This is a genomic window from Granulicella sp. WH15 (assembly GCF_009914315.1).
In the GTDB taxonomy this organism is placed as follows: Bacteria; Acidobacteriota; Terriglobia; order Terriglobales; family Acidobacteriaceae; genus Edaphobacter.
This window is the reverse complement of the sequence record NZ_CP042596.1, coordinates 4528561-4545954: the sequence shown is the minus strand read 5'-3', so window position 1 is coordinate 4545954 and position 17394 is coordinate 4528561. Positions and strand designations below refer to the sequence as shown.

20 protein-coding genes and 1 tRNA gene are annotated in these 17394 nt (G+C 61.7%); 12 read left to right on the top strand and 9 right to left on the bottom strand.

Features of this window, described 5'->3' with window-relative positions; all coding sequences use genetic code 11:
* Positions 1–10 precede the first annotated feature (10 nt).
* Both FTO74_RS18775 and FTO74_RS18770 read right to left on the bottom strand, forming a co-directional pair.
* Positions 11–589: a CDP-alcohol phosphatidyltransferase family protein gene (locus FTO74_RS18775; protein WP_162539504.1), complete on the bottom strand. Its 579-nt coding sequence runs from the start codon at positions 587–589 to the stop codon at positions 11–13.
* A 149-nt stretch (positions 590–738) separates the two neighbouring features.
* Positions 739–1308 carry a TetR/AcrR family transcriptional regulator gene (locus FTO74_RS18770; RefSeq protein WP_162539503.1) on the bottom strand — a complete coding sequence of 190 codons (570 nt, stop codon included), beginning with the start codon at positions 1306–1308 and terminating at the stop codon, positions 739–741.
* A 101-nt stretch (positions 1309–1409) separates the two neighbouring features.
* Between FTO74_RS18770 and FTO74_RS18765 the strand changes: the two genes are divergently transcribed.
* From FTO74_RS18765 to rpmB, 4 genes are all read left to right on the top strand, one after another.
* A complete protein-coding gene (locus FTO74_RS18765; protein ID WP_162539502.1) occupies positions 1410–2300 on the top strand; it encodes an NAD-dependent epimerase/dehydratase family protein in 891 nt (296 codons plus the stop codon).
* 10 nt (positions 2301–2310) lie between these two features.
* A complete protein-coding gene (locus FTO74_RS18760) occupies positions 2311–3366 on the top strand; it encodes an SDR family oxidoreductase (protein WP_162539501.1) in 1056 nt (351 codons plus the stop codon).
* 73 nt (positions 3367–3439) lie between these two features.
* Positions 3440–3516, top strand: a tRNA-Val gene (locus FTO74_RS18755).
* Between the two features lie 115 nt (positions 3517–3631).
* The gene (gene rpmB / locus FTO74_RS18750) at positions 3632–3820 is read left to right on the top strand and encodes a 50S ribosomal protein L28 (RefSeq protein ID WP_162539500.1); all 189 of its coding nucleotides are present in this window, start codon (positions 3632–3634) and stop codon (positions 3818–3820) included.
* Positions 3821–4121: 301 nt separating this feature from the next.
* Here the strand turns inward: rpmB and msrB are convergent, their stop codons facing one another.
* Entirely contained in the window at positions 4122–4532 is a 411-nt protein-coding gene (gene msrB, locus FTO74_RS18745) for a peptide-methionine (R)-S-oxide reductase MsrB (protein ID WP_162539499.1), read from the bottom strand.
* A gap of 59 nt (positions 4533–4591) precedes the next feature.
* Positions 4592–4996 (bottom strand): RidA family protein, encoded by a 405-nt coding sequence (locus tag FTO74_RS18740; RefSeq protein WP_162539498.1) that lies wholly within the window; start codon positions 4994–4996, stop codon positions 4592–4594.
* A 142-nt stretch (positions 4997–5138) separates the two neighbouring features.
* On the opposite strand from FTO74_RS18740, the gene FTO74_RS18735 reads away from it, so the two are divergent.
* Together FTO74_RS18735 and FTO74_RS18730 are read left to right on the top strand one after the other, a co-directional pair.
* The gene (locus tag FTO74_RS18735) at positions 5139–5549 is read left to right on the top strand and encodes a YidB family protein (RefSeq protein WP_162539497.1); all 411 of its coding nucleotides are present in this window, start codon (positions 5139–5141) and stop codon (positions 5547–5549) included.
* Between the two features lie 86 nt (positions 5550–5635).
* Positions 5636–6028, top strand: coding sequence for a LysM peptidoglycan-binding domain-containing protein (locus tag FTO74_RS18730; protein ID WP_162539496.1), 393 nt, complete (start codon positions 5636–5638; stop codon positions 6026–6028).
* A 520-nt stretch (positions 6029–6548) separates the two neighbouring features.
* Here the strand turns inward: FTO74_RS18730 and FTO74_RS18725 are convergent.
* On the bottom strand, positions 6549–7613 hold the full coding sequence (locus FTO74_RS18725; protein WP_162539495.1) for a VWA domain-containing protein: 1065 nt from the start codon (positions 7611–7613) through the stop codon (positions 6549–6551).
* A gap of 75 nt (positions 7614–7688) precedes the next feature.
* Here FTO74_RS18725 and FTO74_RS18720 point away from each other — a divergent pair, with 75 nt between their 5' ends.
* Positions 7689–8120, top strand: coding sequence for a thioesterase family protein (locus FTO74_RS18720; protein ID WP_162539494.1), 432 nt, complete (start codon positions 7689–7691; stop codon positions 8118–8120).
* Between the two features lie 293 nt (positions 8121–8413).
* Here FTO74_RS18720 and FTO74_RS18715 read toward each other — a convergent pair whose 3' ends face one another.
* Positions 8414–9016: an FmdE family protein gene (locus FTO74_RS18715; RefSeq protein WP_162539493.1), complete on the bottom strand. Its 603-nt coding sequence runs from the start codon at positions 9014–9016 to the stop codon at positions 8414–8416.
* Between the two features lie 57 nt (positions 9017–9073).
* On the opposite strand from FTO74_RS18715, the gene FTO74_RS18710 reads away from it, so the two are divergent.
* From FTO74_RS18710 to FTO74_RS18690, 5 genes are all read left to right on the top strand, one after another.
* Entirely contained in the window at positions 9074–9370 is a 297-nt protein-coding gene (locus tag FTO74_RS18710) for a metalloregulator ArsR/SmtB family transcription factor (RefSeq protein WP_162539492.1), read from the top strand.
* Between the two features lie 113 nt (positions 9371–9483).
* The gene (locus tag FTO74_RS18705; protein ID WP_162539491.1) at positions 9484–10233 is read left to right on the top strand and encodes a glucose 1-dehydrogenase; all 750 of its coding nucleotides are present in this window, start codon (positions 9484–9486) and stop codon (positions 10231–10233) included.
* Between the two features lie 588 nt (positions 10234–10821).
* Positions 10822–11664 carry an AraC family transcriptional regulator gene (locus FTO74_RS18700; protein WP_162539490.1) on the top strand — a complete coding sequence of 281 codons (843 nt, stop codon included), beginning with the start codon at positions 10822–10824 and terminating at the stop codon, positions 11662–11664.
* A 239-nt stretch (positions 11665–11903) separates the two neighbouring features.
* Positions 11904–13145, top strand: a complete 1242-nt coding sequence (locus FTO74_RS18695; RefSeq protein ID WP_220399055.1) for an amidohydrolase family protein — start codon at positions 11904–11906, stop codon at positions 13143–13145.
* A 67-nt stretch (positions 13146–13212) separates the two neighbouring features.
* Positions 13213–14316 carry an alpha/beta hydrolase gene (locus FTO74_RS18690; protein ID WP_162539489.1) on the top strand — a complete coding sequence of 368 codons (1104 nt, stop codon included), beginning with the start codon at positions 13213–13215 and terminating at the stop codon, positions 14314–14316.
* A gap of 328 nt (positions 14317–14644) precedes the next feature.
* Here FTO74_RS18690 and FTO74_RS18685 read toward each other — a convergent pair whose 3' ends face one another.
* The 3 genes from FTO74_RS18685 to FTO74_RS18675 form a co-directional block, all read right to left on the bottom strand.
* A complete protein-coding gene (locus FTO74_RS18685; RefSeq protein WP_162539488.1) occupies positions 14645–15076 on the bottom strand; it encodes a cytochrome c in 432 nt (143 codons plus the stop codon).
* Between the two features lie 122 nt (positions 15077–15198).
* On the bottom strand, positions 15199–16794 hold the full coding sequence (locus FTO74_RS18680; protein WP_162539487.1) for a GMC family oxidoreductase: 1596 nt from the start codon (positions 16792–16794) through the stop codon (positions 15199–15201).
* Between the two features lie 30 nt (positions 16795–16824).
* The gene (locus FTO74_RS18675; protein ID WP_162539486.1) at positions 16825–17394 is read right to left on the bottom strand and encodes a hypothetical protein; all 570 of its coding nucleotides are present in this window, start codon (positions 17392–17394) and stop codon (positions 16825–16827) included.

The window sequence follows — 17394 nt, the reverse complement described above, 5'->3', positions numbered from 1 at the left end:
AATAGGGGGATTACGGCTGGGTAGTAGTAGGCGGGGTGCTGCTGACGCGTTGGATGACCAGCCAGGCGTACTGGGCCGCCGAGAGGGGGGCCAGGAAGGCGATGACTTCGAGCAGCGCTGTCGAGATGGCGGGCAGGCCGGGGATGGCAAATGCACGGCCGCTCATGATGAGGACCAGCGTGATGATCTGGAGGAAGGTGTTGAGCTTGCCCAGGATGGAGGGGCGAAAGTCGCGCAGGGTGTTGGTGGCGAAGAGCAGTGTAGCGATGAGGAGGATGCCGAGATCGCGGCTGAAGACCAGCACGGTGACGTAGCGCGGGATGAGGCCGACGTGGGTGAGGACCAGGAAGAGGGTGCTGAGGAGGAGCTTGTCGGCGATGGGGTCGAGGTAGAGGCCGAGCTTGGTGTGCTGGGAGAGCCAGCGGGCGAGCAGGCCGTCGAAGCCGTCGGAGATGCCCGCGAACATGAGCAGGGCGAAGGCGGTGCGGAAGTTGCCGTCGAGGATGTTGATGACGAGGAAGGGGATGATGAACAGCCGCATGAGCGTGAGGAGATTGGGCGCGGCGCGGAATTGGCTGAGGAAGGGCAAGGGCGGTCGGTGCGGTTTGGGGTCGGGATGGTGGATGAGATTATGCTATCGCATTGCGGGGACGGGGGTTGTGACACATTTGGGGAAGAAGAAACACGCGAAGCGTCCAAGACCGCACGAAGTGCCGCCCGCCCGGCGTCAGGGCGCTTTTAAGTCTTTTTGTGAGAAGCTGCCTGCGCCGCTTGGAGCCATGCCTCTAATCCAAAGTCGAAGCCGCGGGATGGCTTCTGTTCACCGAAGACGTGGGCTGCTTCGAAGGCGGCGATGCCGTGCAGGTGTGCCCAGAGTGCCACTGCGGCCTCGTTGGCGTGCTCGCGGGAGGAGACCCGGGCTACCTGCTCGATGACGAAGTCCCAAAGCTGCTGGTGCGTGGGAAGATCCTCCACGCAGGGGTGGCAGGGGGACATCAACAGCTCGTACAGGTTGCGGTGCTCGCGGGCGAAGCGCAGGTAGGCCTGGGCAGTGGCGCGGATGGCCGCGACCGCGTCCTTCTTGCCGACGGCTTTCTTCATGGCCGCGTGCAGGCGGTTCGCGGTCTCGGCGTTGATGGCCGATTCGAGCGTGGCGCGGTCGGCAAAGTAGCGGTAGAGCGCGGTGGGGGCGAGGTCCAGAGCCGTGGCGACGCCGCGCAGGGACATGCCCTGCATCCCCTCGCGGCTTACCTGGTCGAGCGCGGCGTTGAGGATGGTCTGGCGGTCGGTCTTGGCGGGGTACGGCATGGATAACACTGTACATCTTGACTCGGTTGTGCTCAAAGTGTACGGTGTTCATGTTAAAGATATTCGGTGTACATCTTCGCGGGGTTGTAAGGAGAAGGGCTATGAAGGTATTTGTGACGGGTGCGTCGGGCTACATCGGTGGTTCGGTCGCGGAGCGGTTGATGGCGGCGGGGCACGCGGTGACGGGGCTGGTGCGGTCGGAGGAGAAGGCGTTGCTGCTCAGGGAGCGGGGCGTGGAGCCGGTGATCGGGAGCCTCGATGACTTTGCGGTGTTGACGCAGGCCGCGCAGGCCGCCGATGCGGTGATTCACGCCGCCAGTGCGGAACATGCGGACTCGGTGGTGACGTTGATCGCGGCGCTCGAGCGTACGGAGAAGACGCTCATCCATACGACTGGATCGAGCATCGTCGCGGACTCGGCTGGCGGTGAGTTTGCCGGATCGGTTTACTTTACGGAGGACACTTACTCCGAGCCGGTGCCCTTTCGCCGTCCTCGTGTGGCCATCAACCGGCTGGTGCGGGAGGCCGCGCTGGACAAGGGGATTCGCGGCATCGTGATCTGCCCGCCGATGATCTACGGAACGGGGCGGGGGCTGAATCCCAACAGCGAGCAACTGCCGAAGCTGGCTGCGCTTGCGAAGCAGCTAGGGGCGGGCGTCTACTTTGGCAAGGGGTTGAATCGCTATTCGAACGTGCATATCGACGACCTGGTGGAGCTGTATCTGCTGGTGCTGGAGAAGGCTCCGGGTGGCTCGCTCTACTTCGCGGAGAATGGGGATGCCTCGTTCCTGGAGATCGCGGAGATGGTGAGCCGGTCGCTTGGGCTTGGCGGCAGGACGATGGGGCTGAGCGTGGAGGATGTGGTGCGGCAGGCGGGCGAGGCGGGCAGGTATGGCGTGACGTCGAACAGCCTGGTGAGTGCAGCGAATGCGCGGCGGCTGGGTTGGGTGCCGAAGGGGCCGTCGCTGGCCGAGTTTATTGCTGGAGCGTAAGGGGATGAGTATGTCGACGGGAAAAGTGGTTCTGGTTACAGGGGTTCATGGGGTGAGCGGGCGGGCGGCGGCTGAGGCTTGGGCCGCGGTTCCGGGGACGAAGGTGTATGGGCTGTCGCGGCGCACGGCCGAGGTGCCGGAGGGAGTGGTCTCGATTGCGGCTGATCTGATGGATCGCGCGTCGCTGGCTGAGGCGTTGAAGGATGTGCGCGGCGTGACCCATATCGTCTTCGGCGCGTATCTATGGCAGCCGACTCCAGTGGAGCACGTCACCGCTAATGTGGCGATCCTGCGGAACCTGCTGGATGTGGTGGAGGCTAGTTCTTCGGCGCTGGAGCATGTGGCGTTTTATCAGGGTGGCAAGGCCTATGGGGCCGATCTGGGGCCGTTCAAGACGCCTGCGCGTGAGGACGATCCCCGGTTGATGCCGCCGAACTTTTACTACGCGCAGGAGGACCTGTTGCGGGAGCGGCAGAAGGGGAAGTCGTGGACTTGGACGGCGCTGCGGCCGGAGGGGACGCTCGGCTTTGGGCTGGGCAATCCGATGAACCTGGGCATGTCCATCGCGGTCTACGCGACGATCTGCAAGGAACTGGGGCTGCCGTTCCGATTTCCGGGGACGGAGGGGGCGTACAGGGCGCTCTATCAGTTAACATCGGCGGATATTCTGGCCAAGGCTACCGTCTGGTCGGGCCAGAGCGATGCGGCGAAGAACGAGATCTTCAACATTACGAATGGCGATTACATTCGCTGGCAGCACCTTTGGCCGCGCATTGGGAAGATGTTTGGGCTGGAGGTGGCGGAGCCGGTGCCGACGCCGCTCGCGGTCTACATGGCCGATAAGGGGCCGCTTTGGGAGGAGATTGTGCGCAAGTACAACCTGCGGCCGCTGCCGTTTGAGCAGGTGGCCTCGTGGTATTTTGCCGACGCGATCTTCCGGCTGGACTATGACAATATCTCCAGCACGATCAAGGCGCGGCAGGCGGGGTTCCACGATTGCATCGATACTGAGGCAATGTTTGCGGAGTTCTTTGCCGGGCTGCGGCGAGAGCGGATTATTCCTTAAGAAAACAACATCCGGCCCGGGTGAAGGCTTGCCCTCGGGCCGGGTTGCGGTTAGACTAAGAAGACGCTCTTAGAGGCGCGTAGCTCAGTTGGTTAGAGCGCTACCTTGACACGGTAGAGGTCAGCGGTTCGAATCCGCTCGTGCCTACCACTTCCGCGGTTCTCCTGTTGGACAACACTCCACAGATTGAGCTTGAAAACCGGAGGTCTCGTGCCTGTGTATTTTCAGGAACGGGCAATAGCGAATCAGGATTTGGAGTATCGACATGGCAGCGAAATGTGATCTCTGCGGCAAAGGCCCGCAGTTCGGCAATAATGTCTCGCACGCGAACAACAAGACCCGCCGCCGCTGGGATGTGAACCTGCGCCCCGTGAAGGCCAAGGTCGACGGCGCCAGCAAGCGCATGCGCGTCTGCACCGGCTGCATCAAGACCGGCAAGATCGTTAAGGGCTAAGCCCCGACAGGATTAAACGAAGTGACCCCGGTCGAGTGGGTATCGACCGGGGATTTTCGTGTTTCTGTTGGGGATTGGTGGCCGGGGAAGGAAAAGCTCAACCTCGGGGCTAAAGCCCGGACCTACCCCAGAAGCAAAAGCAACGGCAAAGACAGAAGCAACGGCAACAGCAAAGACAGAAGCAGATTCCTCCGCTTCGCTCCTGAATGACAACCAAGAAAACAGGCAACGGCAACAGCCAAGAAAACAGGCAACGGCGAAAGTGGCTCCGTTGCCCTTGGGTTTGTTTGGGACGACCGGGTTACTTCTTGGCGAAGGAGAGGCTGGCGCTGTTGATGCAGAAACGCTCGCCGGTGGGACGGGGGCCGTCGGGGAAGAGGTGGCCGAGGTGCGCTCCGCAGGTGGCGCAGGTGGCCTCGACGCGGCGCATCCCGTAGCTTCGGTCTTCGTGCAGCTCGACCGCCGTGGGGCTGACCGGCGCCCAGAAGCTGGGCCAGCCGGAGCCGGACTCGAACTTCGTGTCCGAGGTGAAGAGCGGGGCGTTGCAGGCGCCGCAGTGGTAGACGCCGTCGTCGTGGTTGTTGACTAGCGCTCCGGTGAAGGCGCGCTCGGTGCCCTTCTCGAACATGACGTGATACTGCTCGGGGGTAAGCTGGGCGCGCCACTCGGCGTCGGTTTTGGTGACTTTGGCGGGTGTCTGGATCTCACTCATAGTCTTTTTCTCCCTGACGATTAGATGTCGGCGCACCCGGTTGGCTTCTTGTGCTGCCCTTACGATGCCTTGACGACGAGGTCGATCTCGACCAGCGCGTCCTTGGGCAGGGCTGCGACCTGGACGGTGGTGCGGGCCGGGGCGACGACGCCCTCGGGGGCCAGGTACTTGCCGTAGATCTCGTTCATGGCGACGAAGTCCTTTAGATCCTTCAGGTAAACGGTGGTCTTGACGACCTGGCTGAAGTCGCAGCCGGCGGCGGTGAGGACGGCCTTCAGGTTCTCGAAGACCTGGGTGGTCTGCTCGACGATGCCGCCGGGAACGAAGACGCCGGTGGCGGGGTCGAGGGGAATCTGGCCGGAGGTGTAGAGCATGTCGCCGATCCGGATGGCCTGGGAGTAGGGGCCGATGGCGGCGGGGGCGTTCGGGGTGGCGATGGCGGACTTGCTGGTGGAGGTCGTCATGGAGGTATTGTCCCTTGGGGGAGGCGAATTTACCAAACCGGTCCGGCGAAATGGATTGGTTACAAAAGATTTACGAAACAAATTGCGGAGACGGTGTTTAGTCGATGTAGGGTATTGGAGTCTTTCTAAAGGGGGTTTTGGCATGGGGCTACTCGACGAGTTTGAAGCGTTTGCCGGTCAGGAACTGGCGCAGAACGGTGGAGGCGATACGGCTAAAGTGGCCGGTGGCCTGGTGCAGGCGTTGCAGGAGCATCCGGGCGGGTTGCAGGGTATTCTGGACACCCTGAAGCAGAACGGGCTCGACGAGCATGTGCAGAACTGGACCGCGGGCCAGGGCACTCCGGCGACGCCGGACCAGGTGCAGCAGGGGTTGAGCGGGACCGGGTTGATCGAGGCGGTTGCGGCCAAGGCCGGTGTCTCGCCGGAGATCGCGCAGATGGCGATGACGACGGTGCTGCCGATGGTGGTCTCGCACTTCGCTCCGAACGGCGAAGTGGCCGGGGAGAGCCAGTTTGGCGGATTGGCGCAGCAGTTGCTCTCGCGCTTCCTGTAGGGCTTTCGTTTTTGGAGTTTGCAGGAATGGCGGCGGCGCTCGGTGTCTGCCGCTATCCATAACCGATGCAGTACCGAGGAGATGACATGGCTGATTTTCAGGCGTTACAGGCGAAGTATGCTCCGGTGGTCGAGGTCATCAAGAGCTTTGAGGCGTATGGCTCGAAGGTGACGGGTGAGGAGCTGGTGGGCGAGCAGTATCACCTGATGGCCGACGTGCCGTCGCAGGTGGTGCTTAACCGGGTTTGGGACGCGATCAAGAGCGTCGATCCGACGTTTGCGGACCTGAAGCATGAGATCACCAACACGGGTGGGCAGGAGCAGAGCTACACCATCGTGGCCGGGGATAACCTGAGCAAGGTGAGCAAGCTGTTCTATGGCAGCGCGAACCACTATGAGGCGATTGCGCAGGCGAGTGGGATTGCCGATGCGAACAAGATTCAGGTGGGTCAGACGGTAACGGTTCCCGTCATCTCCTAATGCATTTGGGGAAGTGAAATTTTGAGGTCCTCCTGCTGGAGGAAGCGAGCATTTTTCGTTTCCGACCAGCGGGAGGACCGTTGCATTTTGAGTCATTGAGACAAGTGTGAAAGTCACGAAGTGACCGCTCTGCGCGTAGGAGGCCCGTCCGGCAGGACAGATTTGTGGCGGGGATAGGTCGGGCCTTCAGCCCTCATCCCCAATATGGGGACGGAACCCTAGGGCTTTGCCCTAGGCTGGTATAGAGCGCGCTTTCAGCGCTTTTCGAAGGCATCCGGAGGCTTGGGGCGAGTTGAAAGAAAGCATACCTCGGGGGCTAAAGCCCTATGTGCGTCCGGGGTAAACCTGGACCTGCCAGCCCGGACCTACCCCAGAAGCAACAGCAACGACAAAAGCAACAGCAAAGACAGAAGCAGATTCCTCCGCTTCGCTCCTGAATGACAACCAAGAAAACTGGCAACGGCAACAACCAAGAAAACAAGCAACGGCAATGGCAAGAACAACAGCAACGGCTCAGGCTTTAGAACTTGTGCTTGTCGTCCTTCTTGTCCTTGGAATCTTTGTCGTCTTTATCGTCGCCTGGCAGGGTTGGCGGTGGGTCTTCGCCGGAGTAGTAGCTGAGGCGGTAGTGGAGACGCGCGTCGGGGTAGTCCGGGATCGTGAGGGCGAGGCGGTGCAGGCCCGCGGGATTGGTCGAGGGCGTCTGGAAGCTGAGCAGGTAGTAGTTGTGGATGTGGTTGGCGAGTGAGTGCAGGCCGTCGTCGAAGCCGTGCTGGCCGCTGAAGTTGACGTACTCGCCACCGGAGAGCGAGGCCAGGGTGTGGGGCACGTTCTTGCGGACGGCCTGTACCGCCGAGACCAGCAGCCCGATCGGGCCGGGACCCATGCGGCCGTGGAAGAGCGATTCGAGGATATCGGTGCGGCCGGGGTTGTAGGAGACCGCGTCCAGCACGGTATTGGAACGGCCGAGACCGGCGATGACGTCGGCGGGGCGGGCGTGGGAGCCATGGTCGCGGGTCTCGCTGATGAGCAGGATGGCTTGGCGGTAGCGGCCATTCTGCTTTGCGGCCAGGTCGTTGAGGAGCGAGTTCGAGTAGGCTACGGCGTCCAGATGAGCGGCGTCGGATTCGTCGCAGGGCTGGAGCTGGTTGAGGTTGTGGATGAGGCGGGCGGGGTCGCTGGTGAAGTCGCCGAGGAGGGTCGGCTCACCGCCGTAGCTGACGACGGCGACCTGGCGGGGAGCGCCGCCGGTGATGTCGTCGATCATGGCGGCCAGGCCGCGGATGTTGTTGAACTGATCGAAGGCCGCGCGGCTGCACTGGACGGCGACGACGAGGGAGAGGCCGAGGGAGTCGACGTCTTCATCGACGTGGATCTTCTGGGGGACGCCGTTGTCGGTAAGGACGAACTGCTCGGGCTTGAGGGTATAGATCATCTCGCCCTGCTTGGTCTGGACCTGCGCGGGGACGAAGACGATGTTGGAGCTGGTGCGGAGGGTGAAGGGCGTCTCCTGCTCGGGTGGTGGGGCTGTTTGGGCGAGAGAAGCTGTGGCGAGGATGAGCGGGAGAAGCGCGGCTGCACGCATGTGCTTGAGTGTAGCGGTTGGCGATGTGGCCGGGGTCACATTTCGGTGACGGCGGTTCGATTTAGACTTGCGGGTATGGCTGAAACAGGTTCGGAACTGGCATTTGGTGAGACTCGGATTCGCGTGCGCTACGCGGAGACCGATCAGATGGGCGTCGTCTATCACGCGAACTACCTGGTCTGGTTCGAGGTGGGACGGGTGGAGCTGATCCGGCAGATGGGGCTGGATTACAAGTCGATGGAGCGCGAGGATGGGTGCGGGATCGCGGTGGTAGAGGCCAATGTGCGGTATCGGCTGCCTGCGCGCTATGACGATGAGCTGATCGTGAGAACGCGGGTTGTGGGCGTGCGCGGGTCGGTGCTGCGATTTGCTTATACGGTTGTGCGCGGAGAGACCGTGTTGTGCGAGGGGGCGACGGTGCATGTCGTCGTTGGGGCTGATATGAAGAAAGCGGCCATGCCGGAGCGGTATGCGGAGGCGTTTCGCAAGCATCTGGCTACTTCGTAGCGTTTTCGGGGGAGGACCACGCGAAGCTTTAAAAAGGAGTGTGGACGCTCGCCCTCCGCGCAGGAGACCCGTCCGGCAGGACAGGTTTCCCCAGTCGGAGAAAGCATACCTCGGGGGGCTAAAGCCCGCGTTTGGGGCGGTTTTGGTGTCCGGGCTAAAGCCCGGACCTGCCCCAGAGGCAACGACAAAAGCAGAAGCAGATTCCTCCGCTTCGCTCCTGAATGACAACCAAGAAAACAAGCAACGGCAAGAGCAACGAGGGGTTGTGGTCGGGCAATATTTCCAAGGCGCTTTTAAAGCGGCTGGTAGTAGCGGCTGGCGGGGTTGGCGCAGCCCTGGCAGAGCGTCTGTCCGTCGCGGAGGATCTCGCGGTCGTAGTTGATGCCCTCGCCGCAGATCGCGCAGGTGATGCGGGAGGACTTGTAGCCAGGCATCTCGCGCGCGGCCAGCGGGACCGTGACCCACTGCTCGGAGAACAGCTCGGCGTCGGGCAACTCGCGATAGGCGGTCATCTGCTGCTGGTTTTTGTTCTCGATGTGGGGATAAAGCTCGCGGGCGCGGGCCTTTGAGGACTCGAGCGCGGCGATGCGGATGGCGCGACCGCCGGGGTGGGTGTCGTTCCCAATATCGACAAAGGTGGCGGCCATCTTGCCCCAGTCGCGGAGCTTGAGGGCGCGCTTGCCCAGGCGGCAGCCGGTGACGACGGCGATAGCGTCGGTAGCGCAGCGGTCTATCTCGATGAAGGTGACCAGGCGCTTGCGGTCTGCGCCCTTGGGGTCGTCGATGCCGAGGCGCTCGCAGCCGAGCATGGCCATGCGCACGCCAAGGATCTGGCCTGCGCAGAGATGGCCGTGGGCTAGTTCGGCTTCGCGGAGCAGTTCGTTGAAGGTCTGCATGGTTCTTCTCGCCTCTACTTGGATGATAGGTGCTCGGGTTGGGTCTAACATAAAGGTATGGCTTCCGCGAAGACAGCCGCGAAGATCTCGGAGAAGAGCTTTCAGTCGATCGCGAAGGCGCTGGCCGATCCGCGCCGCACGGCGATCCTGCGGCAGATTGGTCAGTCCGGAGATACGCTGGCCTGCTCGTGCCTGCTGACCTGCATGGACGTCAGTGCGGCAACTGTCTCGCACCATATGAAGGAGCTGGAGATGGCTGGGCTAGTGGAGTCGGAGCGGGAGGGTAAGTTCGTGAACTACCGGCTGCGCCGCGATGTACTCCAGGCGTATCTTGACCGGCTTGCCGAGATCTGATTTTTTCCTCAAGAGCATGTTGGAACAAATTTCTGCACCCTTTCCTGGCCGGCTCAATCAATTAGATGGTTGTCGAATTATCGAAAACGAATGACGACACTAGGAGATCTGAGATGAGCAAGCTTAAGGGACAGGTAGCAGTGGTTACGGGCGCTTCGAAGGGCATCGGCGCGGATATCGCCAAGGCGTTTGCGGCTGAGGGCGCTTCGGTTGTGGTGAACTACGCGTCGAGCAAAGAGGGTGCGGACCGCGTCGTTGCGGAGATCGTGAGCAAGGGCGGCAAGGCCATTGCGGTGCAGGGAGACGTGGCCAAGCAGGCCGACGTGACGCGCATCTTCGAGGAGACCAAGAAGGCTTTTGGGCGGCTCGATACGGTGGTCAACAACGCAGGTATTTATGCGTTTGCACCGCTGGGGCAGATCACCGAGGAGCTGTTTCATAGCCAGTTCAACACCAACGTGCTGGGCCTGCTGCTGACCTCGCAGACGGCGCTGCCGTACTTTGGCGAGGAGGGCGGAAGCATCATCAACATCAGCTCGGCGGTGACGCGGGTGCATCCGGCGGGTAGCGCCACTTACACCGGCACCAAGGGCGCGGTGGATGCGATTACCGTCGTGCTCTCGAAGGAGTTGGGACCGAAGAAGATTCGGGTCAATGCGATCAACCCCGGCATGGTGGAGACGGAAGGCGTTCATGCGGCGGGTTTTGCGGAGAGTGATTTCCGTAAGGGCATTGAGGCGTCGGCTCCTCTCGGACGCATCGGGCAGCCGGATGATATCTCGCCGACCGCGGTTTACCTGGCTTCGACGGACTCGAAGTTCATGACCGGTGAGACGCTGGTTCTCGCAGGCGGAATGCGGTAAGCACTGCGTACCGTCCTCGGGGCGGTATGGGTGAGTTGGCTGTATCGGTCCTCCCGTTGGCCGGAAGCGAGCATTGCTTGTTTCCGGCCAACGGGAGGACTGTTGTTTTTTGAGTGGGTAGGACAAGTGTGAAAGTCGCGAAGTGATCGCCCTGAGCGTGGTGGGTCTGTCCGGCACGACAAATCTGTGGCAAGGATAGGCTGAGTTTTTGTGCGGTCTTAGACGCTTAAGGGGCAATGGAAAGACTACGTCCGATGGTTTGTAATCAACTCTGATGGTTGCTATACTGCGCAACAGAGCCAGACATTTTGCCGTAGTTTTTGAGCTTCTCTTTGAATCTCAGAGGCCGGAGGTCCATTTTTTTCGCGATGGATCGCTGCTTCTGCGTTTGAGATGAACGACTGTCGAAGCTGGTTGACTGATGTTGGCCCGGCTTGCTCCGGCCAGCTTGAGCAGCTACATGAGGCGGAGATTGATACTCCCCGATCATTCGTGAGTGCCGGTTAACGTACGACTCACTCGACAGGTTCATTGCATCTGGAATCAGCCGCAGGGCCATCCCATGCGGCATGACCGGGAGGAAGTGGCGTGCAGTTAGCGGATGCCAAATACGTTTACCCGATTCAGCCAGTGGTTCGGACCATCTCCACGAATCGTTTCCACCTGTCCGAACGGATGTACCCGCCGAATGCGATGTCGCCGCTGCACGCGCATGTGAAGCACTACCTGATCGTCACGCTCGATGGCCAGTACGCCTCCACGTTTGAGGACCGGACGGAGGAGTTCAAGCCCTGGTCGGTCAGCTACCATCGCGCGGGCATCTCGCATACCAGCCGCTACAGTTCCAAAGGAGCCAAGGTGCTGTACGTCGAGCTTCCGGCGGATCAGATCAAGAACTTCGCGCGCGAGGCTCCATACAGCCTGAGCACCGTGAACCTGCAAGGCGGGCTGGCGAAGTGGACCGCGCGGCAGCTCTATAACGAGTTCGATAATCCGGACGACCTTTCGCCGGTGGTGCTGGACTCCTTTATCCTTCAGCTCTTCGCGCAGGTCTGCCGGCATCGCCGCCAGATCACGCAGGGGCAACCGGCCTGGTTGACGAAGGCCGATGAGCTGATCCGCGACCGCTTTATGCAGCCGCTAAGCCTGGCCAAGGTGGCCAAGGCGGTCAACGTGCATCCGGTGCATATGGCGCGAGAGTTTCGGCGGCACTATAGCTGCACGGTAGGCGACCAGATTCGCCGCCTGCGGATCGAGTACGCCTGCGAGCAGCTTTCGAAGACCACGCAGCCGCTTTCGAATATCGCGCTGGCCGCGGGGTTCTCCGACCAGAGCCACTTTACGGTGGCGTTCAAGCAGCAGGTGGGCACAGCGCCTTCCCGTTACCGCCGCGCGCTCCAGGTGGATGTTGCATCCAGCACAAAAAGTTAGTCAGCTAAAAGATAGTGTAGGTTTATTTCACGTACAACTATTGCATCAGGTCATAGATATCCAGAGCCGACACGGTTTGCTTGATGGAGCGTGTGTGAGTCGTTTCACATCCACAAGGGATCTCCTGCGCAGATCTAACCTGTCGGCGCGCCTGCTCCCAGGGGCGGGTGGCTTCACTCTTTTACCCAGGGCGTCGCAATACGAGTGTGGCCTGCTCGATATTAAAACCGAGGTTCAGAATGCTGAATAAGAGACTTGGAACGATCGTTCTCATGCTGGCAACACTGGTACAGGGCAAGCGGGTCTTTGCCCAGGAGTCCACTAAGCCCATCGCGCTGGTTGCGGATACGGTGATCGACGGTACCGGCAAGGTGCTGCATCATGCCACGATTGTGGTGGAAGGCTCGACGATCAAGAGCATCGGCGGACCGATTCCGGCGGGCTCGGCGGTCTATAACCTGGGCACGCTGACGGTGGCTCCGGGCTTCATCGATACGCACGCGCATATCCAGTGGCACTTCGACAATGGCCGCCTGGCGGGCAAGGGCGAGCCGCCGCTCCAGGCGATTCTGCATGCGGTCGATAACAGCGTGAACACGATCAACGCCGGTTTTACCACTATCCAGAGCCCTGGTTCGGCTGAGGATCTTTATCTGCGCGCCGCGCTGGCTCGCGGCATTACGCCGGGACCGCGCATCATTACCTCTTTGGTGCCGCTGACGGAGAAGAGCGGCGATCCGGAGAAGCTGCGCGAGCTGGTGCGTGAGCGCAAGGCGCAGGGAGCGGACTTCATCAAGATCTTCGCGTCGAAGTCGATCCGCGAGGGCGGCGACCAGACCATGACGGATGCTCAGTTGCAGGCTGCCTGCGGCGAGGCCAAGAAGCTTGGGATGCGCACGCTGATCCACGCCCATGCGGATTCGGCTGCGCGCGCTGCTTCGAACGCCGGTTGCACCTCCATCGAGCACGGCGCGTTCGTTACGGACGAGACCTTCCGCCTGATGGCCAAGAACGGTACGTACTTCGACCCGAACATCGGCCTGGTACTGCAGAACTACATCGCCAACAAAGAGAAGTACATGGGCATCGGTAACTACAACGACGAGGGCTTCGCCTTCATGGTGAAGGGTGAGGAGATCACGCTCGAGGGCTTCAAACGTGCGATCAAGATCCCCGGCCTCAAGATCGTCTATGGCACCGATGCGGTTGCCGGAGCCCACGGCCACAACGGCGAAGAGTACATCGCGCGCGTGACGAAGGGCGGCCAGGACCCGATGGCGGGCATGATCTCGATGACCTCGCTCTCGGCGACTTCGCTGGGACTGGGCAAGGAGATCGGCTCCATCGCGCCGGGGATGCAGGCCGACATCGTTGCGATGGAAGGCAATCCGCTGACCGATCCTACGGCTGTTCGTCGCGTAGTCTTCGTGATGAAGGGCGGCACGATCTTCAAGAACGTGGAGCCGACCTCGCACAAGTAGGCCGCTGTTTTGTTCCACCAAGGGGCTGAGAGATGCTCGGCCCCTTTGAGTTCTGCTAGGAGAGTTCATGTCCGATTCCCGTTCGATTGCTTCTGTAAAGGGTTCGCTGCTGCTGTTGCTGGCGATCCTTGTTCTGCCGGTCTTCGGCTATGCTGCCGACCACGGCGCGAAGCCCTGCACCACCGCTACTCCCGAGTGTACGGAGTGGGTCACGCTCGGCGGCGGACCGTCGCGGGCGATGATCTATCGCAGCTATCCACTGTCGGCGAAGAGCAGCACCATTCGCCGCGCGCTGATTATGGTTCACGGCACCAACCGCAACGCCGATCACTACTTCCGCACGGCGACGAGCGCGGCTTTTCTGGCGGGCGCTCTGGATGACACGATTGTGATCTCGCCGAGCTTTCTTTCGGCGGATCGCGGCTGCAACGACAAGCTGCAGCCGAACGAGGTGAGCTGGAGCTGCCGCGGCGATAGCTGGCGCTCGGGCGGTGTTTCGCTCAGCAACAAGGACCTGACCTCGTTCGACTTCATCGACGAGATTCTGCGCAAGCTGGCGGATAAGAAGATGTTCCCGAACCTGACCCAGGTCGTGATCGCGGGCCACTCGGCGGGTGGGCAGTTCGTTGCTCGTTATGAGATGGCGAACCGGGTTCACGACACGCTGGGGATTTCGATTTCGTACGTCGTCTCCAACCCTTCGAGCTATGCGTGGCCGGATGCGACGCGTGCGCTGCCGACGGGCGATGCTGCTCCCGAGGCGGCTGTGGCGGGATGGAAGTCCGAAGCTCCGCATACCGACTTCAGCTACGGCCCGTTTGATGCGACGAAGGACCCCAAGTACGATCTCTGGCCCTATGGTCTGGAGCAGCGCACCGAGGGGTACACGGTGAAGATGAGCGATGAGCAGTTGAAGAAGCAGCTTGTCTCGCGGCCGACAACCTATCTGCTGAGCCAGGTGGATACGTTGCCGCTGGGTGGCTTCGATAGCGGTGCTTCAGCGATGGCGCAGGGTGCGACGCGGCGGGCTCGGGGTGAGGCGTATGTGAAGTACATCAACGAGAAGATGGGGGCGAAGGCCAACATTATGATTATCCCGGAGTGCGGGCACAACGATCGTTGCGTTTATACGACGGATTCCGCGTTGAACGTAATCTTTCCCAAGCCGTAAGTACTTTTTCTGCGGTCCTCTCGTTGGTCGGTTTGTTTCCGACCAGCGGGAGGACCATTACTTTTTGAGTTGGCGAGACAAGTGTGAAAGTCACGAAGTGACCGCCCTCCGCGCAGGAGGCCCGTCCGGCAAGGCAAGTTTGTGGCAGGGACAGGCCGGGCCTTCAGCCCTCATCTGTCGTCCCATACGGTTACCTAGGGCTTCGCCCTAGGCTGGTATAGAGCGCGCCTTCAGCGCTTTCTGGGGACCAAAGTGCACTCGAGAATTGCCTGGCATAATAACGCAGCCCCTGAAGACTCTTCAGGGGCTGCGTTATTATGCGTCGAGACTACCCGATGGGGTGCAGCGTGGTCTGGGTCAGGTAGGAGAGGTGTACTGCGTCGATATTGGAGGGAGCAGCCTTGCCGTCGGTCTTGAGGAAGAGAATGAGGGCCTTGATATCGTCGTCGCTCATGCCGGTGACCGGCGGCATCTTGCCCTTGCCGTTCTTGATCTGCGCCGTGATATCCGCATCGCTCAGGCGCTTGGTTACGCCGATCAGCGAGGGGAATACGGGGGGCATTCCGGCCAGGCTGGCCTGGTGGCACATGCTGCACTTGGAGGCGTAGAGGTCGGCTCCGTGATCTGTGGCGTCGTCACCGGCGGCTACGAGTTGAAGGTGTGGTCTTGCGGCGGACGAGACTGTCGGCTGCACGACTGCCTTCGTCAGAGCGGCGCTCAAAACCAGGAAGCTGAAGCACACTAAGGTAAGAACTCTCATGGATCCTTTCGATGCCAACCATCCTTGGCAGGTTTGGTCTATGGTGGTGCAATCTGTGATCGGAAACGGTCTCCGGACGGCGTTATCCGCAAACCGGATTGCGGAATCATTCTACCTTTTCCTTAGCTCCTCTGGCTTGCCGGAAGTTGATTGGCGATGGCGGTCGCGGAGCGCAGCGTAAGCGCAACAAAAGTAAGGGTTCCGTTGGTGCAGCCCGCCGAGGGCAGGGTCGGCGCGCCCACGACGTACAGATTTTCGTGGTCGTGGGTGCGGCCGAAGGAGTCGCAGACGCTGGTCGCGGGATCGGTGCCCATGCGGCAGCCGCCCGCGGGGTGGTCGAGATAGTCGCTCTCCGACGTGCGCAGGATCTTGCCGTTGTCGGCCTTGGCCAGACGGGCGAAGACCTCGTTCATGTGCTGCTTGGTTGCGGGCCAACGGGCCTCGGTGGCCTTGTCCATCTTGTGGATGATCTTGGGCATGGGGTCGCCCAGGCTGTTGCGGTGCGTGGGGTCGAGGGTCAGGGCGCTGTTTTCGTCGGGGTGGATGTCGAAGTAGCCACGCACGCGGGCGACGCTCTTCTTGTTGCGCGCGCGCCAGTCGGTCAGGACGTCTTCGCCCAGCAGAAACTCGCCGGAGTCGTTCTTCAGGCGTGGGCGCGGGCCGTTCGAGGGCCAGATGCGCAGGTCGTGCCGGACGTAGGGGCGGTCGGTGGGGCAGCGGAAGAACTCGCGCGAGATGAGACCGTACTGGGGGTTCATGCCGGGTGTCACGTCGCGCTCAATCTCGATGTAGGCCGTGATGAAGGCGTGGCCGGTGGAGTACTTGCCCACCTGGCCGGTCTTGTTGGCGAGGCCGTTGGGGAAGCGCGGCGAGGTGGAGAGCAGCAGCAGGTGCGGGCTCCACGTATAGCCGCCCGCCAGCACGAAGGTGCCTGCGCGGTACTGCACGGGGTCGTCGGGGTGGTCGCGGTGGACAGCCTCGGCGGAGGCGATGCGGTCGTTGCCCTCGTTGAGCGTGAGCTTGCGGACGAGGGTGTGGTCGTGGAGGGTGATCTTCTTGTTTGCGAGCAGGCGCTTGAAGGTGAAGTCGGGCGAGTACTTGGCTCCCGTGGGGCAGATGTCGCAGGTGCCGCAGCGGAGGCAGGCGTTGCGGCCGTCGTAGGGCACGGTGTTCTTGGACTGCGGGATGCCCTGGAAGAGGATGCCGCTCTGGTTGCCCCACTGCTTCATCTGTGCGATGTCGTGGCTGAGGATCATGCCGGGCATGGGGTAGGGCTGCGTCATCTTGTCGGCGGAGTAGAGGCTGGGGTCGCCCGAGACACCGAGGCGGCGCTCTGCCTCGCAGTAGTGGCGCTCGAGGTCGTCCCACTCCAGCGGCCAGTCGGTGTAGAGGCCGTACATTGATTTGAGGCGTAGGTCCTCTACCGAGAAGCGGTTGCACGCGCCGCCCCAGTGCAGGGCCTGTCCGCCGACGGCCATGCTGCGCGAGATCTGGCCCTCGGCGGCCTGGTCGGGGATGAAGTCCTCGTGCCAGGGGTTCTCGCCGTACTCCATCTGGCGCTGGCGATACTTCATGCGGTTCTCGAAGTCGAAGATGGAGCGTCCCGCCTCGACGACGGTGATGGACGCGTGCGGCCGCAGCTCGGTGAGCTTCTGGGCCAGCATGGCGGCGGAGACGCCACCGCCGATGATGCAGATATCGCTCTCGTACACAGGCATTTGCAAACTCTCCTCTGGTCTCTTGTGCGTTTAGGACACAGGTGCCGGGCGCTTGTCCGATCCGGCGAGGCCGCGGCAGTCCGACTCGCGTATGGCGGCGTTGTAGCAGAAGTCGACGCCGTCGCTGCTGCTGTAGAAGTAGCTCATCAGGTCGGCGGCTACGTGCTTGCCGTTGGGGCGGGGTGGGATCGCGGTTACGCCTGCCGCAGCCAATGCGGATTGGATGGCGGCGCGTTTTTCCTGCTTGCTGAGTGACGCGAAGCTACCGCTCTTTCCGGCGGCGGAGTCGAGCTGTTTGAGCTGCTCGGCATAGTGTGCGCCGGGGTTCGGGCCGAGCACGGTGGGCTTGGGAAAGCCGTAGCCGTAGCCCGCGTCGGCACCGGCGTGATAGCCGCTCAGCCACCGCTCGAAGGCGGCTGCGGTGGCGGCGATACGGCGGTCGCCGAGAGACTCCGGCAGAACGACGGCGGCGATGTCGTTCATGGTGGCGTTGCTGGGTGGAGTGTTGTGGGCGGGCGTCTGGGCGCGGCCCCACCTGGGCAGTAGCAGCAGGGCCAGGTTCGAGCTGAGTGACTTGAAGAAGGTTCTCCGTAGCATCAT